Below are 22,906 nucleotides of genomic sequence, written 5' to 3' on the forward strand. Positions count from 1 at the left end.
AATAATCTTATTGTGAATAACAGAATTTTACACAAAGAAAATTCACGTGGCAATGCAAATCATGGCTGGTTAAATGCATACCATAGCTTTAGTTTTGCTAGCTGGTTTAATCCTGAAAGAATTCAATTTGGCATGCTTCGTGTATTAAACGATGATACCGTAGCTGCAGGAATGGGATTTGGAACGCATCCACACGATAACATGGAAATTATAACAATTCCACTTGAAGGCGATTTGGCTCACAAAGACAGTATGGGAAATGCCGCAACCATCAAAACAGGAGATGTGCAAGTAATGAGTGCTGGAACAGGAATCCAACACAGTGAGTTCAACCCAAATCACGACCAACATACAAAATTGTTCCAAATTTGGTTGTTTCCAAAATATAGAAATGTCGAACCTCGTTACCAACAAATTACATTAGACCAATCGTTACAAAAAAATAATTTCGCTCAAATTCTATCTCCAAATCCTGATGATGCAGGTGTTTGGATTCATCAAGATGCTTGGTTTTATTTAAGTGATTTTGACAAAGATTTCTCTAAAAAACTATCACTTAAAAAAGAAGGAAACGGTTTTTACATCATGACAATTGAAGGAGAAATTGAAGTAAATGGCGAAAAACTAGAAAGAAGAGATGCTATTGGGATTTGGGCAACCAATGAAATTGAAATCAAAGCCAATATTGATTCAAAGTTTTTAGTGATGGAAATTCCTATGGAGCAATAAATGGTGTTACATGTTTCGTTTTTAGTATTCCTTTAAAAAAAATACTATTTTTGCTTAAGTTTTGAGTTTAACTTTAAACTCACAAACCTTAAACTTTTAAACTAAAAACATGAAAGCATACGTATTTCCAGGTCAAGGAGCACAATTCTCAGGAATGGGAAAAGATTTATATGAAAATTCGGCATTAGCCAAAGAATTATTCGAAAAAGCCAATGAAATTTTAGGTTTTAGAATTACCGACATTATGTTCGAAGGAACTGCAGAAGAATTAAAAGAAACTAAAGTTACGCAACCAGCTGTTTTTTTACATTCGGTAATTTTAGCAAAAACATTAGACAATTTTAAACCTGAAATGGTTGCTGGACATTCGTTAGGCGAATTTTCAGCATTAGTTGCTAATGGTGCCTTATCATTTGAAGACGGATTAAAATTAGTTTCACAAAGAGCAATTGCCATGCAAAAAGCATGTGAAATTAAACCATCAACTATGGCTGCAGTTTTAAATTTAGACGATCAAATTGTGGAAGATATTTGCGCTTCGATTGATGGAGTTGTGGTGGCTGCAAATTATAACTGTCCAGGACAATTAGTGATTTCTGGCGAATACAAAGCCGTAGAATTAGCTTGCGAAAAAATGAAAGAAGCGGGCGCAAAACGAGCATTAATTTTACCTGTTGGTGGCGCTTTTCACTCACCAATGATGGAACCAGCAAGAGAAGAACTAGCTGCCGCAATTGAAGCAACAACTTTTTCAACTCCAATTTGCCCAGTATACCAAAATGTAACCGCAAATGCAGTTTCTGATGCAAATGAAATCAAGAAAAACTTAATCATACAATTAACGGCTCCCGTAAAATGGACACAATCTGTACAACAAATGATTGCAGATGGCGCAACAAGTTTTACTGAAGTTGGCCCAGGAAAAGTATTAGTTGGATTGGTAAATAAAATCAATAAAGAAGTCGAAACTATTTCTGCTTAATCATATAAATACTTAAAATATTAAATTCCTCATGAAGTTTTATTCGTGAGGAATTTTTATTTTTGAGAAAAAGAAAAAATGAAAAATCTAATTACTCTTTTCAAATCAATTGAAGCCGCAAAAGTTATTGCTCCAGAAATTGATTATTCTAAATATGTTCCGTTGAATTTATCTGTTACGAATCCTGAGTTGAGTCAATATAAATTAGAAACCTCTCAAGATTATGAAATTTTCATCCAAAAACATTTAGATAAAAATGATGGCAAAATTGCCTTTGGAGGGTACATTGAAACTCGAAATTTGTACCAAAGAAGTACCGTTTTTAAAAACAATGCTACCGAAGAACGAAACATTCATATAGGATTAGATTTATGGATTAATGAGTCGGCAACAATTCATGCTGCATTAGATGGTAAAATTCACAGTTTTCAAAACAATAGAGCACTTGGTGATTATGGGCCAACAATTATTTTAAAACATGAAGTAGAAGGAATCAAATTCCACACGCTTTATGGACATTTAAGCGAAGTAAGTTTAATTGAAAAAAAAGTAGGAAAAGTTATAAAAAAAGGAGAGCAAATTGCCACTTTAGGGTTGCCACCAATTAATGGCGACTACGCACCGCACTTGCATTTTCAAATCATTATTGACATGGAAGAAAAAACTGGAGATTACCCAGGAGTTTGTAGTGAAAGAACAATTGCATATTATACCAACAATTGCCCAAATCCAAATTTTCTATTAAAAATAATGAAAAAAAATTTGGGTGTTCTCTAACATATTTTGTACCTTTAAGATGTTAAATTCTTAATATATAAATATGAGAAAGGTATTTTTAGGATTAGTAGTTTTAGCTTCTATTTCGTTTGCTTGCAAAGAAGAAACAAAAGAAAAAATAGTAGAAGCGAATGAAGCGGTTGGTGCTGAAATTGAAGAAAAAATGGACACTGCCTCTGTTAAAATAGACAAAGCAATAGACTCTTTACAATCAAAAACGGGAGACGTTTTAGAAAAAGGTGCTGAAAAATTAGACAAAGCAGCTGGCAAAATTAAAGAAGCAGCCCATAAATAATAAGAAATCCCAAGTTACAAAACTTGGGATTTCTTTATATTCTAATCTTTTGTTCCCATTTCCATGCACTTGACAGAGCATCTTCTAAGGATAATTCTGCTTTCCAGCCTAGAACATTATTCGCTTTATCAGTGTTAGCATAAGCTTCAATTACATCGCCTTCTCTCCTACCAACAATCTGATAGTTTAATTTTTTTTGAGAAACTTTTTCAAAAGCAGTAATTACTTCTAAAACCGAACTTCCAGTTCCTGTCCCTAAATTAAAGATTTCAACTTTTGTTATATTTTGTTTATTCAACAAACGTTGCAGAGCAATTACATGAGCTTTTGCTAAATCAACCACATGAATATAATCTCTAATTGCCGTTCCATCTGAAGTTGGATAATCACTTCCGAAAACTGATAATTTTTCACGAAGTCCAATAGCCGTTTGTGTAATAAATGGCACTAAATTCTGAGGAACACCTATAGGTAATTCACCTATTTCAGCTGAAGGATGCGCTCCAATCGGATTAAAATATCGTAATAAAATCGAATTGATATTAGTTACTTTGGCTATATCCGTGATGATTTCTTCCCCTATTTGCTTGGTATTACCATAAGGTGACATCGCAACTTGAATTGGAGCATTTTCAGTAATTGGCATAGATTCGGCTTGACCATAAACGGTACAAGACGAACTAAAAATAAAGGATACTTCTGGTTTTTTTTGTAATTCTTGAAGCAAATACACTAAAGAATTAATATTATTTTCATAATACAACAAAGGATTTTCAACACTTTCTCCTACCGCTTTTGAAGCTGCAAAATGAATCACTCCTGAAATATCTGGGTATTTCGAAAAAAAAATTTGAACCGCTGATTTATCTCTTAAATCAACATTTTCAAACAGTGGTTTTTTTCCTGTTATACGCTCAATTCCATCCAAAACACCAATAGATGAATTAGAAAGGTTATCTATCGCAATTACATCAAAACCTTTATTTTGCAATTCCACAACCGTGTGCGAACCAATAAATCCTAAACCACCTGTAACTAATATTTTCATGTTATTTTGTTGTACAGACATTGCACTGCAATGCCTCCTTATCTATATAATTAATGATAAAAATCGTTGCATTACAACGATTCTACAATTAAACAAATTCTAAAATTGCGTCTATAATAAATTTAATTTGATCGTCGTCTAACTCCGTATGCATTGGCAACGCAATTACTTCTTTTACCAATTGATTAGTAATTGGAAAATCAGCTTCATTATAACGAGTATCTGCGTACGCTTTTTGACTATGTAATGGAATTGGATAATAAATTGCACATGGAATTCCTTTACCCTGTAAATGTTCCAATAAACCATCACGCTTTCCGTTTAAAATTCGGATTACGTATTGATGAAATACGTGACAATCACAAGAATCACAAATAGTTGGCGCCCAAATATTTGGATTTACACTTAAAGCCAAACTATATTTTCTTGCGGCATCTTGACGTGCTTTGTTGTACGTATCTAAATGTGGTAATTTTGCTTTCAAAACACCCGCTTGGATACTATCTAAACGTGAATTTACACCTACCACATCATGATGATATCTTTCATACATTCCGTGATTTACAATTCCTCTGATTTTATGTGCTAAAGCATCATCATTCGTAAAAATTGCTCCACCATCACCATAACATCCTAAGTTTTTAGATGGGAAAAATGAAGTTGCAGCTACATGACCAATAGTTCCTACTTTCTTTTTAGAACCATCTTTTGAAGTGTAATCAGCTCCAATAGCTTGTGCATTATCTTCAATAACATATAAATTATGCTCCTTAGCAATTTCCATAATCGCATCCATATTCGCAGCGCGACCAAATAAATGTACAGGAACAATTGCTTTTGTTTTTGGCGTAATAGCTTTACGAATTCCGTCAAGCGAAATATTCATATTATTCATATCAACATCTACTAAAACTGGAGTTAATTGCAATAACGCAATAACTTCCACTGTTGCAGCGAATGTAAAATCGGCTGTAATTACTTCGTCGCCTGGTTGTAAATCCAATCCCATCATGGCAATTTGCAACGCATCGGTTCCGTTAGCACATGGAATTACATGTTTTACTCCCAAATATTTTTCTAAATCTGCCTGAAATTGTTGAACCAAAGGTCCATTAATGTATGTACTCGTATCTAAAACCTCTTGAATAGAAGCATTCACTTCTTCTTTTATTTTTTCGTATTGACTTTTTAAGTCAACCATCTGTAATTTTCTCATTAAAAATAAGTTTAAAAGTTTAAAGTTTAAAAGTTTAAAGTCGATTCACCTTAATTTTTTCTTTTAACAAGAACAAAAATAGTCAATAATTGATTAGTTGGCAATGTATTTTCACAAAGAAACTGTATTTTCGCAATAGATATTTATCAACATGTTATTTCTATACAACTTAGTAGTCATATTGGCTTCCCAACTTTTAAAGATTGTAGCCCTTTTTAGTCCGAAAATGAAACTTTTTGTAGACGGACGAAAATCGGTTTTTGAAACTTTAGCAAAAACCATTCATGCTACAGATAAAACGATTTGGTTTCATGCGGCTTCTTTAGGCGAATATGAGCAAGGCATACCTGTTATTGAAGCTATAAAACAGCAATTTCCAACACATAAAATTGTAGTTACGTTTTTTTCACCTTCTGGTTATGAAGTTCGAAAAAACAATACAATTGCTGATGTTACGGTTTATTTACCATTAGATACGATTTCAAATGCAAAACAATTCATTAAAATAGTTCATCCAGAAATGGTATTTTTTATCAAATATGAATATTGGCCAAATTACCTGAACGAACTGAAAAACCAGAATATCAAAACCTATCTTATTTCTGGAATTTTACGAGAAAACCAAGCATTTTTTAAATGGTATGGTGCATTTTACAGAAACGCCTTAAAAACATTTGATTACTTTTTTGTTCAGAATGAAAGCTCAAAAAATCTTCTGCAAAGTATCGGATTTAATAACGTAAAAGTTTCTGGTGATACACGATTTGATCGCGTAGTTTCGATTTTAGAACGTGATAATTCATTGAATTTTATCGAACAATTTAAAGACAATAAAACTACTATTGTTATTGGTAGCTCTTGGCCAAAAGATGAAAGTTTATTAGTGAATTACATCAATCAGAGTTCGGATGACGTGAAATTTATTATTGCACCGCATAATATTAAGCAAGAGCAAATTTTAAATCTCAAAAATCAAATTGAAAAGAAAACGATTTTGTTTTCTGAAAACGTAGAGCCGCTATTAATCGCGGCTCTACAAGAATACAACGTTTTTATCATTGACACCATCGGAATTTTAACCAAAATTTATTCGTACGCTGACATTGCCTATGTAGGTGGTGGTTTTGGAAATCCAGGTGTTCATAATATTTTGGAACCTGCAACTTTTGGAGTTCCAGTTGTAATTGGTCCAAATTACTCGCATTTTGCTGAAGCTACGGCATTGGTAAATATGGAAGGTTGTATTTCGATTCAGCATCAAAGCCAATTAAACGAAGCTTTTGATTTATTACTTCACAACGATGACGAACGATTAGAAAAAGGACATATTTGCAGCACATTTGTTCAAATGAATAAAGGAGCCACGCAAACGATTATGAACCATATTTTGAGCTAATGACAACCTTCAAACCATTAGAAAAAGCAGACATTCCAACCATCACCCAAATGATGCAAGATTTCTATGCAATTGATAATTATCCGATGGATATTGAAGAGTCCAAAAAACTATTTCAAGAATTTATTACCAATGAAAATTTAGGTAAATCTTGGTTAATATTTTCCGAAAATGAAATTGTAGGATACATCATTCTCACTTTTATTTTTAGTTTTGAATATGGCGGAAAAATAGCTTTTATAGACGAATTATTTATCAAAGAAACCGCGCGTGGAAAAGGATTTGGAAAAGAAGCCATTCAGTTTATTCAGGTAGAAGTTCTTAAATTATCGTTAAAATTACTTTATTTAGAAGTCGAAACGCATAATGAAAACGCACAAAAATTGTATCTTGCACTCGATTTTGAACTTCACAATCGAAAATTAATGAAGTACAAAATAGTTAACTAAATTTATATCATGAAATTTTTAAAATTATTACTTGTTTTAGTTGTTTTCCATGCGCAAGCGCAACAAGGAGGCATGTGGATTCCATCGTTACTAAAAGGGACCAACGAAAAAGAAATGAAAGCTTTAGGAATGAAAATTAGTGCCGATGATATTTATTCGGTAAACAATTCCAGCTTAAAAGATGCTGTTCCTCATTTTGATGGCGGTTGTACAGCGGAAATGATTTCTTCAAAAGGACTTTTATTAACCAATCATCACTGTGGTTATGATAACATTCAAAGTCATTCTACTGTAGAACATGATTATTTAACTGATGGTTTTTGGGCTTATAAAATGGAAGACGAATTACCAAACAAAGATTTAACCGTAACCTTCATTATTAAAATTGAAGATGTAACGAATAAAATTTTTGAAGGTGTTTTAAATCTTCCGACTGAAAGCGACAAACAAAAGAAAATTCAACAAAATATTGCAGCTTTAAATAAAAGCTATACTATAGAAGCTTGGCAAGAAACAATGATTCGTGCATTTTATGACGGAAACCAATACTTATTATTTGTAACCGAAACGTTCAAAGATGTTCGTTTAGTAGGTGCACCACCAAGTTCAATCGGAAAATTTGGATCGGATACTGATAACTGGGTTTGGCCACGTCATACGGGAGATTTCTCTTTATTCAGAATTTACGCTGATAAAAACAATCGTCCTGCGGAATACTCAAAAGATAACGTTCCTTACACTCCAAAACACTTTTTCCCAGTTTCTGCAAAAGGAATTCAGGAAAACGATTTTACAATGGTAATGGGTTACCCTGGAAGAACTCAGGAATATTTACCATCATTCGCTGTAGAACAAATTGTTAATGATTTAAATCCTGCTAAAATTGAAATTCGTGATGCGGCTTTGAAAGTGCAAGATGGTTTCATGAGAAAAGACAATGCTATCAAAATTCAATATGCTTCAAAATACGCTGGTGTTGCAAACTATTGGAAAAAATGGATTGGTGAAACTAAAGGTTTGAAAAAATCGAATGCTGTTACCTTTAAACAAAATTTTGAAAAGAAATTCCAAGAAAGAGTTAACAAAGCAGGCAAGCAAGCTGAATACGGAACTATTTTAATTGATTTCGAGAAAAACTACAAAGACATTAGAGAATATGCTATTGCTAGAGATTACTTTACCGAAGTAGTTTTACGTAATTCAGAAATTTTATCATTTGGATACCGTTTGTACCAATTAGAACAAGTATACAACACCAAAGGAGAACAAGCTTTTAACGATCGTAAAAATAACCTTGTTGCAAGTTTTGAAGGTTTGTATAAAGATTACAGCGCTCAAGTGGATGAAAAAGTTTTTGAACAGTTAATCAATTTGTATGCAACAAAATCCCCAAAACAATTTTTACCTGAGGGTTTGAATAATATTAATGCTTCAAATTTAACTGCAAATGTTTTTGGTTCGTCAAAATTAACCAACTACAATGGCTTAAAAGAATTACTAAGTGGTGATGCAAAAGCGATTTTAGAAAAATTAAATCAAGATTCTGCCTATAAATTGGTAAAATCAATTGCAGATAGTTACCAAAAAAATGTTGCGCCTAAGTTTGATGAAATCAATTTAAAAAACATTGCTTTACAAAGAACTTATATGAAAGGAATTATAGAATTCTTTCCAAACGATAGAATTTTCCCAGACGCCAATAGTACTTTACGTGTAACGTATGGAAAAGTAAAAGGCTACAAACCTAGTGATGCTGTTATATACGAACCTATAAGTTATTTAGATGGTGTTATCGAAAAATATATTCCTGGCGATTACGAATTTGACGTTCCAAAAAAATTAATCGATTTGTATAACGCGAAAGATTACGGAAGATATGCTGATAAAAATGGAAAAATGCCATTAGCTTTTATTGCAACTAATCATACTACTGGTGGAAACTCTGGAAGTCCAGCTTTAGACGTAAAAGGAAACCTTATCGGATTAAACTTTGATAGAGTTTGGGAAGGCACCATGAGTGATATTTATTACAGTTCAGAGATTTGTAGAAACATTATGGTTGATGCGCGTTATATTTTATTTGTAATTGATAAATTTGCTGGCGCAAAAAACCTTATAGAGGAGATGACAATAGTATATCCTAAGTCTCAAAAAGCCAAATAATTACAAATTTTTTCAAAAATAAAAAGTTTGGCACGCCATTTGAAATAAAGCATTTCGGAATCCAAAGAAAAAAAAATGAAAAAATTTGTCTAAAAATATTTTGACATGTTAAAAAATTTATATCTTTGCTCCGAATTAATAATTAACCTTTATAATTTAGTAAGATGAAAAAAGTTGTTTTAAGTTTAGCAATTGTTGCTGCTATGTTCGTTTCTTGTAAAGAAAATGCTGCTGAGGAAACTCCAGCAACTGATTCAGTAGTTGAAGCTCCAGTTGAAGAAGTTGCTCCTGCAGCTGACACTACTGCTGTTGACTCTACTGTTGCTGCTCCAGCTACAGAAGCTCCAGCTACAGAAGCTCCAGCAAAATAATTATTGCTAGAACAAAAAAATCAAGCCTCACAATGTGGGGCTTTTTTAATGAAAAAAAAATCTAAAAAAAATATAAAAATGAAAAAAATCGCTCTAAGCTTAGCAGTTTTAGCTGCTATGTTTGTTTCTTGTAAAGAAACAACTGCTGAAGTAGAAAACACTATCGATTCAACGACTACAAAAATTGAAGAAACTGCAACTGAAGTTATAGACTCTACTTCAGCGGTTGTTGATTCTGCAACTGCAAAAGTTGAAGGAACTCCAAAAGTAAGCCTTAAAAGAATTGACGAATAAGGTTGATATATTTTAAATCAAAGCCCTACAAACAATGTAGGGCTTTTTTGTTGCTATCCATTTATATCTGAACCAAAAATATCCTCTGCAGAGGAAAAATCTAAATATTCAGCTTTATGAGCATATTTTACAATTTCATCAATTCCTTTTTGAAGTAACAATTGTGTAGTATACCTCCTGCTTACTGCCACTTCATGGTCATCTAATATCAATCGAAAGAAAAACTTACCGCTAGACGATTTAAAACGCATAAAAACACATCGTTCAATTGCATTTTTAAGTCGCTCTATCTCTTCTTCACATTCAAAACGCAATTCAAAATCGTTGCTTGTAAAAATAGTTTTCCCCTTTCTAGAAACAAACTCATATTTATAAGCCCCGCTTAATCGTTGTGCGATTACAAATGTACCCATAGTTGTGATTGATAATTTTTTTAAAGAATTCTTTAAAGATAATAGAAAATTCTAAATAGAGAGTTTTATAAACAAAAAAAGCTCCGAACAATGTTCGGAGCTTTTGTACTCAAGGCGGGACTTGAACCCGCACGGGCATTACTACCCACTGGATTTTAAGTCCAGCGTGTCTACCAATTCCACCACTCAAGCAAATATTTTGGTATAGAGCGAAAAACGGGGTTCGAACCCGCGACCTCGACCTTGGCAAGGTCGCGCTCTACCAACTGAGCTATTTTCGCGTTTCGTATTATAATTTTTAAAGAACGTCGCTATACTTGTTCCGTATTGCGAGTGCAAATATAGTACATATTTTTATTCTTGCAAGGACTTTTTAAATAAAAATTAAAACTTTTTTATAACCTTTTGATAACGAATTATTTATTTTGAAATTATTTTTTTACCAACATTCGTTTTATTTCGTTTAGCTTCATTAAAGCTTCCACAGGAGTTAACGTATTGATGTCGATATTCATGATTTCTTCTTTAATATCTTCTAAAAGTGGATCGTCTAAATTAAAGAAACTCAATTGCAATTCATCATTTGCTGATTTAATTCCGGATAATTCTTCGCTGGAATGTCTTTTCTCTAATTGCTTCAATAATTTTTGCGCTTTTTGAATCACAATTTGAGGCATTCCCGCCATTTTCGCTACGTGAATACCAAAACTATGTGCGCTTCCACCTTTGACTAGTTTACGAATGAATAAAACTGTATCTTTTAATTCCTTTACCGAAACATTGAAATTCTGGATACGGTCAAATGTAACTTCCATTTCGTTTAATTCATGATAATGCGTAGCAAAAAGTGTTTTGGGTTTATTTGGATGTTCGTGCAAATATTCTGAAATCGCCCAAGCAATTGAAATTCCGTCATAGGTTGAAGTTCCTCTTCCAATTTCATCTAACAACACCAAACTTCTTTCTGAAATATTATTCAAAATGGAAGCGGTTTCATTCATTTCAACCATAAAAGTAGATTCACCCATCGAAATATTATCACTTGCTCCTACTCTAGTGAAAATTTTATCCACAACACCAATTCGCACGCTTTCTGCTGGAACAAAACTTCCCATTTGCGCCATTAATACAATCAAAGCCGTTTGACGCAAAATAGCCGATTTACCCGACATGTTCGGACCCGTAATCATGATGATTTGTTGGGTTTCTCTATCCAAATACACATCATTGGAAATATACGGCACACCAACAGGCAACTGCTTTTCAATTACTGGATGACGTCCTTCTTTAATTTCCAAATCGAAACTTTCATCTAAATCAGGACAAACGTATTTATTATCAATCGCTAATTGGGTGAAAGAAGTCAAACAATCTAATTGCGCAATTAAATTGGCATTCAACTGAACGTGTTTGATATACGTAGCAATCCAATTCACCAATTGCTCAAACAACTGCGATTCTAATTGATGGATTTTTTCTTCGGCACCTAAAATCTTCGATTCGTATTCTTTTAGTTCTTCCGTAATGTATCGCTCTGCATTCACTAAGGTTTGCTTACGAATCCATTCGGCTGGGACTTTATCTTTATGTGTATTTCGAACTTCGATATAATACCCAAAAACATTATTGAACGAAACTTTCAACGATGGAATTCCTGAAGCTGCACTTTCGCGTTGTTCTAATTCTTCTAAATAGCCTTTTCCAGTGGATGAAATAGCACGTAATTCGTCTAATTCAGAATGAACTCCAACAGCAATTGCGTTTCCTTTATTCACACTTACTGGTGCATCTTCTTGAATAGTGGTTTTGATTTTTTCTCGTAACAATTCGCAAGCGTGTAAACTATCTCCAATTACTCGTAAAGCTTCATTATCGCTTCCTAAAGCCAATGTTTTAATTGGTATAATTGCATCCAGCGAATCTTTCAAGAAATTGACTTCTCTTGGAGAAATTTTTCCTGTAGCAACCTTTGAAATCAAACGTTCTAAATCGGAAATTTGTTTGATTTGATATTGAATTTGCTGTAAAACTTCTGGATTGGCTTTCAAATACGAAATCACTTCATGGCGACTTCTAATTTTTGAAATATCTTTCAACGGAAGTGCCAACCAACGCTTCAAAAGTCTTGCTCCCATTGGCGAAAGCGTTTTGTCTATCACATCTAAAAGCGTTACTGCATTTGGATTATAACTGTGGTATAACTCTAAATTTCGAATGGTAAATTTATCCATCCAAACGTAAGCATCTTCGGCAATACGTTGAATATTAGTGATATGTTGAATCTTGTTATGTTGCGTTTCCGACAAATAATACAAAATCGCACCTGAGGCAATCAAACCTTCAGTTAATTCTTCAACACCAAAGCCTTTTAGCGAATTAGTTTGGAAATGTTTGGTTAAACTTTCTAAAGCGTAATCTTCTTTATACACCCAATCTTCCAAAAAGAACGTATGAAAATCGTCTCCAAAAACAGAATTAAACTGATTTTTAAACTGTTTCGGAATTAAAATTTCACTTGGACGAAAGTTTTGCAATAATTTGTCAATGTATTCTTCATTGCCTTGCGAAACTAAAAATTCCCCTGTAGAAACATCTAAAAATGCCACACCAAGCGTTTTCTTCCCAAAATGAACAGCTGCTAAAAAATTATTCGACTTCGATTGTAACACCTCATCATTCATTGAAACCCCGGGCGTAACTAATTCCGTAACTCCTCGTTTTACAATAGTTTTAGTCATTTTTGGATCTTCTAATTGATCGCAAATTGCTACTCGAAGTCCGGCTTTAACTAACTTAGGTAAATAGGTATTTATGGAATGATGTGGAAATCCAGCCAACGCAGTTTCAGTCTCAGAACCAGCACCACGTTTTGTCAAAGTAATTCCTAAAATTCCGGCTGCACGCACTGCATCTTCTCCAAAAGTTTCATAAAAATCGCCCACACGAAACAACAAACAAGCATCGGGATATTTATTTTTTATCTCGTTGTATTGCTTCATTAATGGTGTTTCCTTTGGTGCTTTATCGGGAGTTGCTGCAGATTTTTTAGCCACAATTTCAAATTTTAAGTATGATTGCGAAGGTAAGAAAATAAAGTATTAAGATAAAAGAATTAAGTAGCAAGACTAAAATCTAAAATTTTTAACGCAAAGAAGCTAAGTTTTTCGCAAATTTCGCAAAGGCTTGTATGAACTTAAATGGCTTATATGTTTAAAAATTGACACATCGACTAATTGTCTAATTGACACATTATATCTATTTTTGCCACATGAGAAAATTAGCCAACGCAGAATTAGAACGTAAAAACATCAACGAGTTTAAGGAAGCTCAAAAAACACCAATTATTGTCATCTTAGACGATATTAGAAGTTTGCACAATATTGGCTCGGTTTTTAGAACTTCGGATGCTTTTTTGATTGAAAAGATTTACTTATGTGGTATTACGGCTACTCCGCCCAATAAAGAAATTCATAAAACGGCTCTTGGCGCTACGGAAACTGTGAATTGGGAATATGCTAAAGACGTTTTAGAAGTGGTGCATCAATTGAAACAAGAAAATGTAAAAGTGTATTCTGTGGAACAAACTGAAAATGCCATTATGTTGGATAATTTTCAACCAGAAACCAATACAAAATATGTCTTAATTTTTGGAAACGAAGTAAAAGGTGTTTCGCAAGAGGCTATTAATTTAAGCGATGGTGTGATTGAAATCCCGCAATTGGGAAGCAAACATTCGTTGAATATTTCGGTTAGTGCTGGAATTGTAATTTGGGATTTGTTTCAGAAGTTGAAATAATTCTTTAAACATATAGTCACAATAGAATTACTTTGTGTTGATTCTTAGACGTTACACTTTACAAAATAAACATAGAAAATCCGTAAAAATCAGCGTTGTGAAGCATCAGTTTTATCCGCGTGCTAATGCTATTTTTCTATTAATTTCATTAAACAAAAACACATAATCCTCTTGTTTTTTGACAAAATCCAAATCCGAAACATCGATAATCAAAACATTCAAATCGGTTTGCGTTTTGATGTAATCTAGATAACCTTGATTAATTTTTTCTAAATAATCGGCTGGAATTTCTTGTTCGTAACTTCTGCCACGCTTTTTGATGTTTTCCAAAAGGCGATCCGTATTTTGATACAAATACACATACAAATCAGGTTTTGGCATTTCTTTGTGGATGATGTCAAACATAGTTTTGTACAAACGAAATTCATCTTCTTGAAGCGTTACTTTAGCAAAAATCAGCGATTTAAAAATGTGATAATCAGCCACTACAAAATCTTTAAATAAGTCAAATTGCGCTAAATCATCTGATAATTGTTGGTATCTATCGGCTAAAAACGACATTTCTAAAGGAAACGCATAGCGACTTTGGTCTTTGTAAAATTTTGGCAAAAACGGATTATCAGCAAAACGTTCTAATACTAATTTGGCATTGCAATCTTCAGCTAATTTGGTTGACAAAGTAGTTTTTCCTGCTCCAATATTTCCTTCAACAGCTATGTAATTGAATTGTTGTAATGCTAATTTTTCAATGGGCGAAACTATGGAATGAACAGCTTTAATTTCACTATTATCTTCAGTTTGAAGCAATAATTGAGCAATAGTTTTTTTCAACGTTGGATGTTCCCAATTCAAACCTAAATCCAACATGGGTTGCAAAACAAATTTTCTATTTTGAAGTAACGGATGTGGAACTTGCAAGGTTTCTGTAGAAATAATTTCTTCGTCAAAAGCAATGATATCTACATCAATAATTCGAGCTTGATAACCTGAATCTTTAGAACGTACTCTGCCTAACTTTTTTTCGACTTTCAAAACTTGTTTGAGAACTTTTTGCGCCGATTTTGAGGTATGAATTAGAATAGCAGCATTAAAAAAAGGCTCACTTTCAAAACCCCAAGCAGGTGTTTCATAAATTTTAGAAACCTTTACAACTGTTGCTACTTCATTATGAATCAAATCAATACAAGACTGAATCGTTGCTAATCGATTGCCTTGATTGCTTCCTAAAGATAAAATTACTTGATGCTGACTCATATTGGCAAAATAACGAACATTTTTAGACTTATAATTTACCTTTCTTGTTTTTTTATGAACATGTAACAATTTTATATTTTTAACTACTAATTAGGTAAATAATAAATAAATTGAAATGAAATTTTTAGGAAATGTATTAGCTACAATTGTAGGTATATTTATTTTTTGTATGATTTTTTTCTTCGGAATTATAATCATTGGTGCCATTGCGGGTGGCGATGAAGACACGGTTAGTGTAAAAAAGAATTCAGTAATTGAATTAGACTTATCCAAAGTAACTTTAGATTATGCTGGAAAAACAAATTACAAAGACTTTGGTTATTTTGAAGCAGAACATGATGGAGTTACCGATATTTTAAATGCAATTGAAGCTGCTAAAACCGATGACAAAATTAGAGGCATTTCTATCTTAAATAACCAATCACAACTTGGCTTAGCCCAAAGTAAAGCTGTTCGTGACAAACTAGAAGAATTTAAAAAGTCAGGGAAATTCGTTTATGCGTATGCAAATTTTTTCACACAAGGCGAATATTATTTGAATTCGGTTGCCGATCAAGTTTATTTGAACCCTATGGGGGAAGTCGACTTTAAAGGTTTATCTGCTGAAATTTTATACATGAAAGACTTGCAAGAGAAAACAGGTGTAAAAATGGAAGTAATTCGTCATGGAAAATACAAAAGCGCGGTTGAACCATTCTTAACACAAGAAATGAGTCCTGAAAATCGTGAACAAATGACTGTTTTATTGAATTCTGTTTGGAGTACTATTGTTTCTGATATTGCAAAGAGTAGAAAATTAACTGTGGTTCAATTAAATGCTATTGCCAATTCATTAGGAGCAAGAACACCTGAATTAGCATTGGCTAATAAATTAGTTGATAAAGTAGCTTATGAAGATGAATATCATGATGCCATTAGAGCAAAATTAAAGTTAGATAAAAAAGAAAAATACGACTTTGTAAGCATCACAGATTATGCAAAAAAGGCAGCATCAACTGTTGAAGATTATTCTAAAAATGACATTATTGCTGTGATTTATGCACAAGGCGAAATTACAGGAGGAGAAGGAGATGTAAATATAATTGGTGAAGGTTCAATCAATCGTTCATTGAAAGAAGCTCGTGAGGATGATGATGTAAAAGCAATTGTATTGAGAGTAGATAGTCCAGGTGGAAATGCATTAACTTCTGAATTGATTTGGAGAGAAATCGAAATTACTAAAAAAGTAAAACCAGTGGTGGTGTCAATGGGAAATTATGCGGCTTCTGGTGGTTATTATATTGCTGCTAATGCGGATCGAATTTTTGCAGAACCTAACACAATTACTGGATCAATTGGCGTTTTTGGGATGTTACCCAACATGAACCAATTAGGTAAAAATATTGGAATCAATGCTGAGCAAGTAAAAACACATGATAATGCAAGTGGATACAGTGTTTTTGAACCTATAGACAAAAATTTTAAAGGTTATGTTTTAGAAAGTATCGAAAGAATATATGCTACTTTCTTAAAACGTGTAGCCGATGGACGAAAAATGACAACTACGCAAGTAGATGCTATTGGTCAAGGGAGAGTTTGGACCGGAGTTGACGCTCACAAACTTGGATTGGTAGACGAAATAGGTGGTTTAGATGCAGCGATTAAATATGCCGCTAAATTAGGAAAAACGTCTTCGTACAGAACTGAAAACTATCCAGAATACGAAAAAAGCTTTGATGATTTGTTAGCTAATTTCACTGGAATGGCGATGTTTAAAACCAAAGAACAATTGTTAAAAGAACAATTAGGAGAAGAAGGATTCCAAATGTTAGAACAAATCAAACGAGTGAAAAGCAGAAAAGGTATTCAAGCAATGATGCCTTATGAAATTGAGATTCATTAATTCATTTCTATAAAACACTAAATCCCAAAGACAATTTGTTTTTGGGATTTTTTTATAATTTTTACTCAAAATTAATGCGTAAATTTACAATTGGCACTACTTTTGTCTCCCTAAAATAAATCACTTCAAAAAATACAATTATGTTAAAGAAAGTTTTAAAAGGACTTGGGATTTTTCTATTGGTAACCATCATTGCCTTAGCTGCAGCCCCTTTTTTGTTTAAAGACAAAATCAAGGAAATGATTGCTAAAACCCTAAATGAAAATGTAAATGCGAACATTGCGTTTGAAGATGTAGATTTAAGTTTATTCAAGAGTTTTCCAAAAGCGAACGTTACCATTGACAAACTTAGCATTATAACAAACGCCCCTTTTGAAAAAGATACGCTTTTATATGCTGGAGAAACCAACGTAACCATGAGCATCAAAGAGCTTTTTAAAGGCGAAGGAGAAGCTATGAATCTAGAGAGTTTTAGTATAGTGAACGGCATCGTAAACATCATTTTTAACAAAGATGGTATTGGGAATTTTGACATCGCTTTAAAAGAAGAAACTGAAAAAAAACCTTCTGATAGCAAACCTTTTGCTATGAATATTCAGGATTACGAAGTAGAAAACTTAAAATTTACTTACCTTGATGAAGGTTCCAAAATGAAAATGGTTTTAGACAGTATTTATCATGAAGGAACAGGAAATTTTGCCGCTCAAAAATTAGATTTAGAAACTAAAACTACTGCAAAACTATCTTTTGATATGGACAAAATAAACTACATAAACAACGTAGCCATTTCATTAGATGCCATTTTAGGGATTGATTTAGAGAAAAGCAAATATGAATTCAAAGACAACAAAGCGTTGATTAATCAATTGCCCATAGAATTTAATGGTTTTATTCAAATGGTGGAAGCAGGTCAAACCTATGATTTAACATTCAAAACACCAACTTCTGATTTTAAAAACTTCTTGGGATTAATTCCAGCGGCATATTCGGGCGATATCAATAAAGTGAAAACAACAGGACAATTTTCGGTAGATGGAAAAGTAAAAGGAAATTTAACCGAAACAACCATTCCTACTTTTGATGTAAAGATTGCTTCAAACAATGCTTCTTTCCAATACCCAGATTTACCAAAATCAGTTAAAAACATTGTAATTGACACACACATAGTCAACGAAACAGGTTTAATGAACGACACGTATGTAAACTTACATAATTTATCATTTGCAATTGACCAAGATGTTTTTAATGCCAAAGCAACGGTTAAAAACATTGCAGAAAATGCACTTATTGATGCCGAATTAAAAGGAACTATTAATTTAGCAAATGTTACCAAAGCGTATCCTGTAAAATTAGACAAACCATTAACTGGAATTCTAAAAGCCGATGTAAAAACGAAATTCGACATGCAATCGGTAGAAAAAAGTCAATATCAAAATATACAAAATTCTGGAACAATTAGTTTGACTGGATTCAATTACGAAGGTCCAGAAATGGCGAAACCGTTCAAAATCAATCAAGCTTCGGTTGCCTTTAATCCGAACCAAATTCGCTTGAATCAATTTGATGCCAAAACAAGAACATCTGATATTCAAGTAAATGGAACGTTGGACAATTTTTATGGCTTTATGTTTAAAAACCAAATCTTGAAAGGAAAATTCAACATGAATTCGACCAAATTAGTAGTTTCAGATTTCATGGCACCAACCACTACTACAACTGATGAGGGAAAGAAAACAACCGAAGCAGTTAAAATCCCTTCATTCTTAGATTGTAGTATTACAGCAAAAGCAAAAACAGTTGTTTATGATAATTTGAATTTAAAAGATGTTTCTGGAAACATGGTTATTAGAGATGAAGCCTTAAGCTTAAACAATTTAAAAATGAGTGTTTTTGGCGGAAATATAGGTTTAACAGGAACCGTTTCAACCAAAGGAAAAACACCTACTTTCAACATGAATTTAGGTTTAGATAAAGTTAATATTGCCGAATCGTTCACACAGTTAGATATGCTGAAATCAATTGCACCAATTGCTGGTGTTATTAATGGAAAATTAAATTCGACCATTAAACTATCAGGCGATTTACAAAACGATATGACACCCAATTTAAAATCCATTTCTGGTGATTTATTTGGTCAATTATTATCAACTACCGTAAATGAAAAAAATTCAGCTATGTTAACGGCTTTAAGCTCTAACTTAAAATTCATAGACATGAGTAAAGTTAATTTAAACGATGTAAAAGCCGCTTTATCTTTCAAAGATGGAAAAGTAAACGTAAAACCATTCGACATTAAATACCAAGACATTGTTGTAAATATAGGTGGTACAAATGGTTTTGATCAAACTATGAATTACGATTTGAAATTTGATGTTCCTGTTAAATATTTAGGTAAGGATGTAAACAATTTAATTGCTAAATTAACACCAGCCAACCAAAAACAAATAACGAGTATTCCAGTAAATGGTTTAATGACAGGGAATTTTTCTCAGCCTAAATTTAGCACCGATTTAAAACAATCTACTACAAATTTAACTACACAATTAGTTAAAATGCAAAAAGACAAATTAGTGAATCAAGGAACAAGTGCCTTAGGTAATTTAATTAATGGCACAAAAGCAAATACATCTGGAACCTCAACTGCGACAGATACTACAAAACCTAAAACCACTCCAAAAGAGGAAATTAAAACCAAAGCAACCGATGCTATAAAAGGCTTGTTTGGAGGAAAAAAGAAAAAAGAATAAAAACGGAGGATATAATTAAAAGACAAACCCTTTCAAAATTTGAAAGGGTTTCTTTTTATAAACTCATCTTCACCACATAACCTTCATAGGTTCTTATATTAAAAACAGTGCCATCTTCAAAAAGTAAATATTGGCCTTTGATTCCGGTTAGGGTTCCTGAAAAATTGGGTGTTTTATCTAAATTTAAACTCGTGACTTTTTTTGGATAGTGTAAAACTGGAAAATCAAGTTGAATTATTTTTTCTTCGGTTGGGAAATAGTCTTTTACTTCTGTTGGTAACCAATCGAAAACTTTATTTCGTTCAGCAATTAAATCCATCTCTAGATATTCGTTTTTTAGCATTTTTTGCCAATTGGTTTTATCAGCAAAATGGTTTTTTAACGCCACTTCTGTAATTCCTGCTAAATATCTATTTGGAACTTCTACAATTGGAATAGCTTGCACAGCACCTTGATCAATCCATCTTGTGGGCACTTGCGTTTTTCGGGTCACGCCTACTTTTACTTCACTCGATAGCGCTAAATACACCACATGAGGTTGCAATTGCACGCGTTTTTCATACGCTAAATCTCTATCTTCAATCTCTAAATGAGCGGTGCTTAATTCGGGTTTCATAATCCAATCGCCTACGGCTGGGCTGCTCATAAAACAATCGTAACAAAAGCCTTGACGAAAGATTTTCTTTGCTTTACCGCAATTCAGACATTGGTAGCCTTGGAATTCAATTTCAAATGTTTTACCCAAAAGCTGATTGAGGTTTAAAAAACTATTTTCAAAAACCAAATAATACTGAATAGGTTTCCCTAATTCGGTTTGCATTTTGGTTAGTGTGCCATGGTAGATCATTTTATGTTAAGATTTGCTTTTTATCGAAATTATTTAAAAAAAATGCTATTTTTGGTAAAGTTATTATTCCCAATTCATAATTCAAAATAGAACGCGCTAAATGCCATTACAAATTATAAATTCTTTTGCTACTTGGATTTTAAAAAAACGAATTCATCAAATGGAATTGTTTTTAAAATATCCGCATGAAGTACAAGATGAGTTGCTTTTTAGCCTAATCAAATCAGCCGAAAACACTCAAATTGGTAGAAAATATGATTTTTCTTCGATGAAAAACTACACGACATTTAGTGAAAGAATTCCTGTTTCAACCTATGAAGAGTTAGAACCTTTAATTGAACTCACGCGAAAAGGAGAACAAAATGTATTTTGGAATTCTAACATTAAATGGTTTGCAAAATCGAGTGGCACTACCAATGCTAAAAGTAAATTTATCCCCGTAAGTTCAGAAGCCTTAGAAAATTGTCATTATAAGGCTAGTAAAGATTTATTATGTTTATTTTTAAATAACAATGAAGATTCTCAATTGTTTACAGGAAAAAGTTTGCGCCTAGGTGGAAGCAAGCAATTGTATGAAGACAACAATACTTTTTTTGGTGATTTATCAGCTATTTTGATTGACAACATGCCTATTTGGGCAGAATTTAGCTCCACACCCAGCAGTAAAATATCGTTGATGGGCGATTGGGAAACCAAACTTCCAGCTATCATCAATGAAACAATGAATGAAAATGTTACTAGCTTGGCTGGAGTACCTAGCTGGATGATGGTCTTGTTACAAAAAACATTAGAAACTACAGGAAAATCAAACCTATTGGAACTGTGGCCAAATGCTGAAGTGTATTTTCATGGCGGTGTGAGTTTTGAACCCTATAAAGAACAATACAAAAAGTTATTTCCAAAAGATAGTTTTAAATACTACGAAATCTACAATGCTTCAGAAGGCTTTTTTGCAATTCAAGACCAAAACGATAGCGATGAGTTACTATTGATGCTAGATTATGGTATTTTTTACGAATTTATACCCATGGATACTTTTGGTACACTGAACCAAAGGGTTATTCGACTGAATCAAGTAGAATTGCATAAAAATTATGCTTTAGTTATTACGACTAATTCGGGCTTATGGCGCTATTTAATTGGCGACACTATTCGTTTTACTTCTTTAAGCCCTTATCGAATTAAAGTTACAGGAAGAACGAAGCACCATATTAATGTATTTGGAGAAGAATTAATGGTAGAAAACACGGATGCAGCCGTTGCAAAAACCTGTAAAGAATTCAACTGTGAAATTGTCGACTATACGGTTGCACCCATTTTTATGACCAATCAACAAAAAGGGGCTCATGAATGGATTATTGAATTTAAAACCAAACCCAATTCTATTGAAAATTTCCGAAAAGCCTTAGACGAAAACTTGCAAAGTGTTAATTCAGATTATGAAGCTAAACGCTACAACAATATGACCTTAAATCCGTTAGTGTTAAATATAGCCAGAGAAAATTTGTTTTATGATTGGCTAAAACAAGAAGATAAATTAGGCGGCCAACACAAAGTACCCAGATTATCAAACGAACGAACGTATTTAGAAAATTTATTAAAATTACAATTATAACCATGATCAAAAAAACAAGTACTGCCCTACTTCTTTTACTTTGTTTGGGCTTTCTTTCTTCTTGCGGACCCAGACGTTACGGCTGCGGCCCTCGAAGATGCGAAATAAAAACGCAACCCCAACCCACTTTACCGCAAACGCTAGAAAAAAGCAGAACTTCCTTATCTTAAACTGAATTTATAAGCACTACTTTATAAAAAGATGTACATCTTTTGATTAATTACTGTACATCTTTTAACTAAATGCCCTACATCTTTTGAGTAAAAGATGTAGGGCATTTGATTTATTGATCAAGTAAAAGTAAAAATAGTGCAGTAAAGAAATTTTTTATTTCTAATGAACTTTTAAATACCTTTGTAGTAACATAAAAACAAAAAATTATAGCAATATAAAAATATAAACATATCGTTGAGCTTTTAGCTCTTATTCTTGCAACTCGAAACCTGAGAAATTTCACAATATGCACGAGAATAAGTCGCGAGGTTCACACCAGTCTGGTGTGGACCGTTCGTGCTTATTTGTGCATAGGGTCTTCTCAGGTACCCGAGTTGAACATAAGCATTTAAACGGACGGCAACCACACCTTTTTTTTATGCTTATTAGTTTAAGAGCAAGCTTCGCTTTTAAACTAA

19 protein-coding genes and 2 tRNA genes are annotated in these 22,906 nt (G+C 33.0%); 13 read left to right on the forward strand and 8 right to left on the reverse strand.

The window, feature by feature from the left end; translation table 11 throughout:
- Positions 1-12: 12 nt before the first annotated feature.
- The 4 genes from RSE15_RS06365 to RSE15_RS06380 all read left to right on the forward strand — a co-directional run bounded on the left by RSE15_RS06365 (position 13) and on the right by RSE15_RS06380 (position 2,783).
- The gene (locus RSE15_RS06365) at positions 13-729 is read left to right on the forward strand and encodes a pirin family protein (protein WP_324070271.1); all 717 of its coding nucleotides are present in this window, start codon (positions 13-15) and stop codon (positions 727-729) included.
- 109 nt (positions 730-838) lie between these two features.
- Positions 839-1,711 (forward strand): ACP S-malonyltransferase, encoded by an 873-nt coding sequence (gene fabD / locus RSE15_RS06370; protein ID WP_324070273.1) that lies wholly within the window; start codon positions 839-841, stop codon positions 1,709-1,711.
- A gap of 78 nt (positions 1,712-1,789) precedes the next feature.
- A complete protein-coding gene (locus RSE15_RS06375) occupies positions 1,790-2,488 on the forward strand; it encodes a peptidoglycan DD-metalloendopeptidase family protein (RefSeq protein WP_324070275.1) in 699 nt (232 codons plus the stop codon).
- A gap of 43 nt (positions 2,489-2,531) precedes the next feature.
- Positions 2,532-2,783, forward strand: coding sequence for a hypothetical protein (locus RSE15_RS06380; protein WP_324070277.1), 252 nt, complete (start codon positions 2,532-2,534; stop codon positions 2,781-2,783).
- Between the two features lie 34 nt (positions 2,784-2,817).
- Here RSE15_RS06380 and galE read toward each other — a convergent pair whose 3' ends face one another.
- Together galE and RSE15_RS06390 are read right to left on the reverse strand one after the other, a co-directional pair.
- Positions 2,818-3,831, reverse strand: coding sequence for a UDP-glucose 4-epimerase GalE (gene galE, locus RSE15_RS06385; RefSeq protein WP_324070279.1), 1,014 nt, complete (start codon positions 3,829-3,831; stop codon positions 2,818-2,820).
- An 88-nt stretch (positions 3,832-3,919) separates the two neighbouring features.
- Positions 3,920-5,047, reverse strand: a complete 1,128-nt coding sequence (locus tag RSE15_RS06390) for a DegT/DnrJ/EryC1/StrS family aminotransferase (RefSeq protein ID WP_324070281.1) — start codon at positions 5,045-5,047, stop codon at positions 3,920-3,922.
- A 151-nt stretch (positions 5,048-5,198) separates the two neighbouring features.
- On the opposite strand from RSE15_RS06390, the gene RSE15_RS06395 reads away from it, so the two are divergent.
- From RSE15_RS06395 to RSE15_RS06415, 5 genes are all read left to right on the forward strand, one after another.
- A complete protein-coding gene (locus RSE15_RS06395) occupies positions 5,199-6,443 on the forward strand; it encodes a 3-deoxy-D-manno-octulosonic acid transferase (protein WP_324070283.1) in 1,245 nt (414 codons plus the stop codon).
- Entirely contained in the window at positions 6,443-6,892 is a 450-nt protein-coding gene (locus tag RSE15_RS06400; protein WP_324070285.1) for a GNAT family N-acetyltransferase, read from the forward strand. The genes RSE15_RS06395 and RSE15_RS06400 overlap by 1 nt, the downstream gene beginning before the upstream one ends.
- A 9-nt stretch (positions 6,893-6,901) precedes the next feature.
- Positions 6,902-9,055, forward strand: a complete 2,154-nt coding sequence (locus RSE15_RS06405; RefSeq protein ID WP_324070287.1) for a S46 family peptidase — start codon at positions 6,902-6,904, stop codon at positions 9,053-9,055.
- A 164-nt stretch (positions 9,056-9,219) separates the two neighbouring features.
- Positions 9,220-9,426 carry a hypothetical protein gene (locus tag RSE15_RS06410; protein WP_324070289.1) on the forward strand — a complete coding sequence of 69 codons (207 nt, stop codon included), beginning with the start codon at positions 9,220-9,222 and terminating at the stop codon, positions 9,424-9,426.
- 78 nt (positions 9,427-9,504) lie between these two features.
- Complete coding sequence (locus tag RSE15_RS06415; RefSeq protein WP_324070291.1) at positions 9,505-9,720, forward strand: hypothetical protein; 216 nt, start codon at positions 9,505-9,507, stop codon at positions 9,718-9,720.
- 53 nt (positions 9,721-9,773) lie between these two features.
- On the opposite strand, the gene RSE15_RS06420 is transcribed toward RSE15_RS06415, so the two are convergent.
- From RSE15_RS06420 to mutS, 4 genes are all read right to left on the reverse strand, one after another.
- On the reverse strand, positions 9,774-10,133 hold the full coding sequence (locus RSE15_RS06420; RefSeq protein WP_324070293.1) for a YegP family protein: 360 nt from the start codon (positions 10,131-10,133) through the stop codon (positions 9,774-9,776).
- A gap of 106 nt (positions 10,134-10,239) precedes the next feature.
- Positions 10,240-10,325, reverse strand: a tRNA-Leu gene (locus RSE15_RS06425).
- A 16-nt stretch (positions 10,326-10,341) separates the two neighbouring features.
- Positions 10,342-10,414: transfer RNA gene (locus tag RSE15_RS06430), tRNA-Gly, on the reverse strand.
- Between the two features lie 150 nt (positions 10,415-10,564).
- The gene (gene mutS / locus RSE15_RS06435; RefSeq protein WP_324070426.1) at positions 10,565-13,132 is read right to left on the reverse strand and encodes a DNA mismatch repair protein MutS; all 2,568 of its coding nucleotides are present in this window, start codon (positions 13,130-13,132) and stop codon (positions 10,565-10,567) included.
- A 269-nt stretch (positions 13,133-13,401) separates the two neighbouring features.
- Between mutS and RSE15_RS06440 the strand changes: the two genes are divergently transcribed.
- Positions 13,402-13,929, forward strand: a complete 528-nt coding sequence (locus RSE15_RS06440; RefSeq protein WP_324070294.1) for an RNA methyltransferase — start codon at positions 13,402-13,404, stop codon at positions 13,927-13,929.
- A 111-nt stretch (positions 13,930-14,040) separates the two neighbouring features.
- On the opposite strand, the gene folK is transcribed toward RSE15_RS06440, so the two are convergent.
- Entirely contained in the window at positions 14,041-15,183 is a 1,143-nt protein-coding gene (gene folK / locus RSE15_RS06445; RefSeq protein WP_324070296.1) for a 2-amino-4-hydroxy-6-hydroxymethyldihydropteridine diphosphokinase, read from the reverse strand.
- 115 nt (positions 15,184-15,298) lie between these two features.
- Between folK and sppA the strand changes: the two genes are divergently transcribed.
- Together sppA and RSE15_RS06455 are read left to right on the forward strand one after the other, a co-directional pair.
- Positions 15,299-17,065, forward strand: a complete 1,767-nt coding sequence (gene sppA, locus RSE15_RS06450) for a signal peptide peptidase SppA (protein WP_324070298.1) — start codon at positions 15,299-15,301, stop codon at positions 17,063-17,065.
- A gap of 140 nt (positions 17,066-17,205) precedes the next feature.
- Positions 17,206-19,812 (forward strand): AsmA-like C-terminal region-containing protein, encoded by a 2,607-nt coding sequence (locus tag RSE15_RS06455; protein WP_324070300.1) that lies wholly within the window; start codon positions 17,206-17,208, stop codon positions 19,810-19,812.
- Between the two features lie 55 nt (positions 19,813-19,867).
- On the opposite strand, the gene RSE15_RS06460 is transcribed toward RSE15_RS06455, so the two are convergent.
- The gene (locus tag RSE15_RS06460) at positions 19,868-20,659 is read right to left on the reverse strand and encodes a DUF2797 domain-containing protein (protein WP_324070302.1); all 792 of its coding nucleotides are present in this window, start codon (positions 20,657-20,659) and stop codon (positions 19,868-19,870) included.
- Positions 20,660-20,759: 100 nt separating this feature from the next.
- Here RSE15_RS06460 and RSE15_RS06465 point away from each other — a divergent pair, with 100 nt between their 5' ends.
- On the forward strand, positions 20,760-22,274 hold the full coding sequence (locus RSE15_RS06465; protein WP_324070304.1) for a GH3 auxin-responsive promoter family protein: 1,515 nt from the start codon (positions 20,760-20,762) through the stop codon (positions 22,272-22,274).
- Positions 22,275-22,906: the final 632 nt, after the last annotated feature.

The organism is Flavobacterium sp., assembly GCF_035195345.1.
GTDB lineage: Bacteria > Bacteroidota > Bacteroidia > Flavobacteriales > Flavobacteriaceae > Flavobacterium.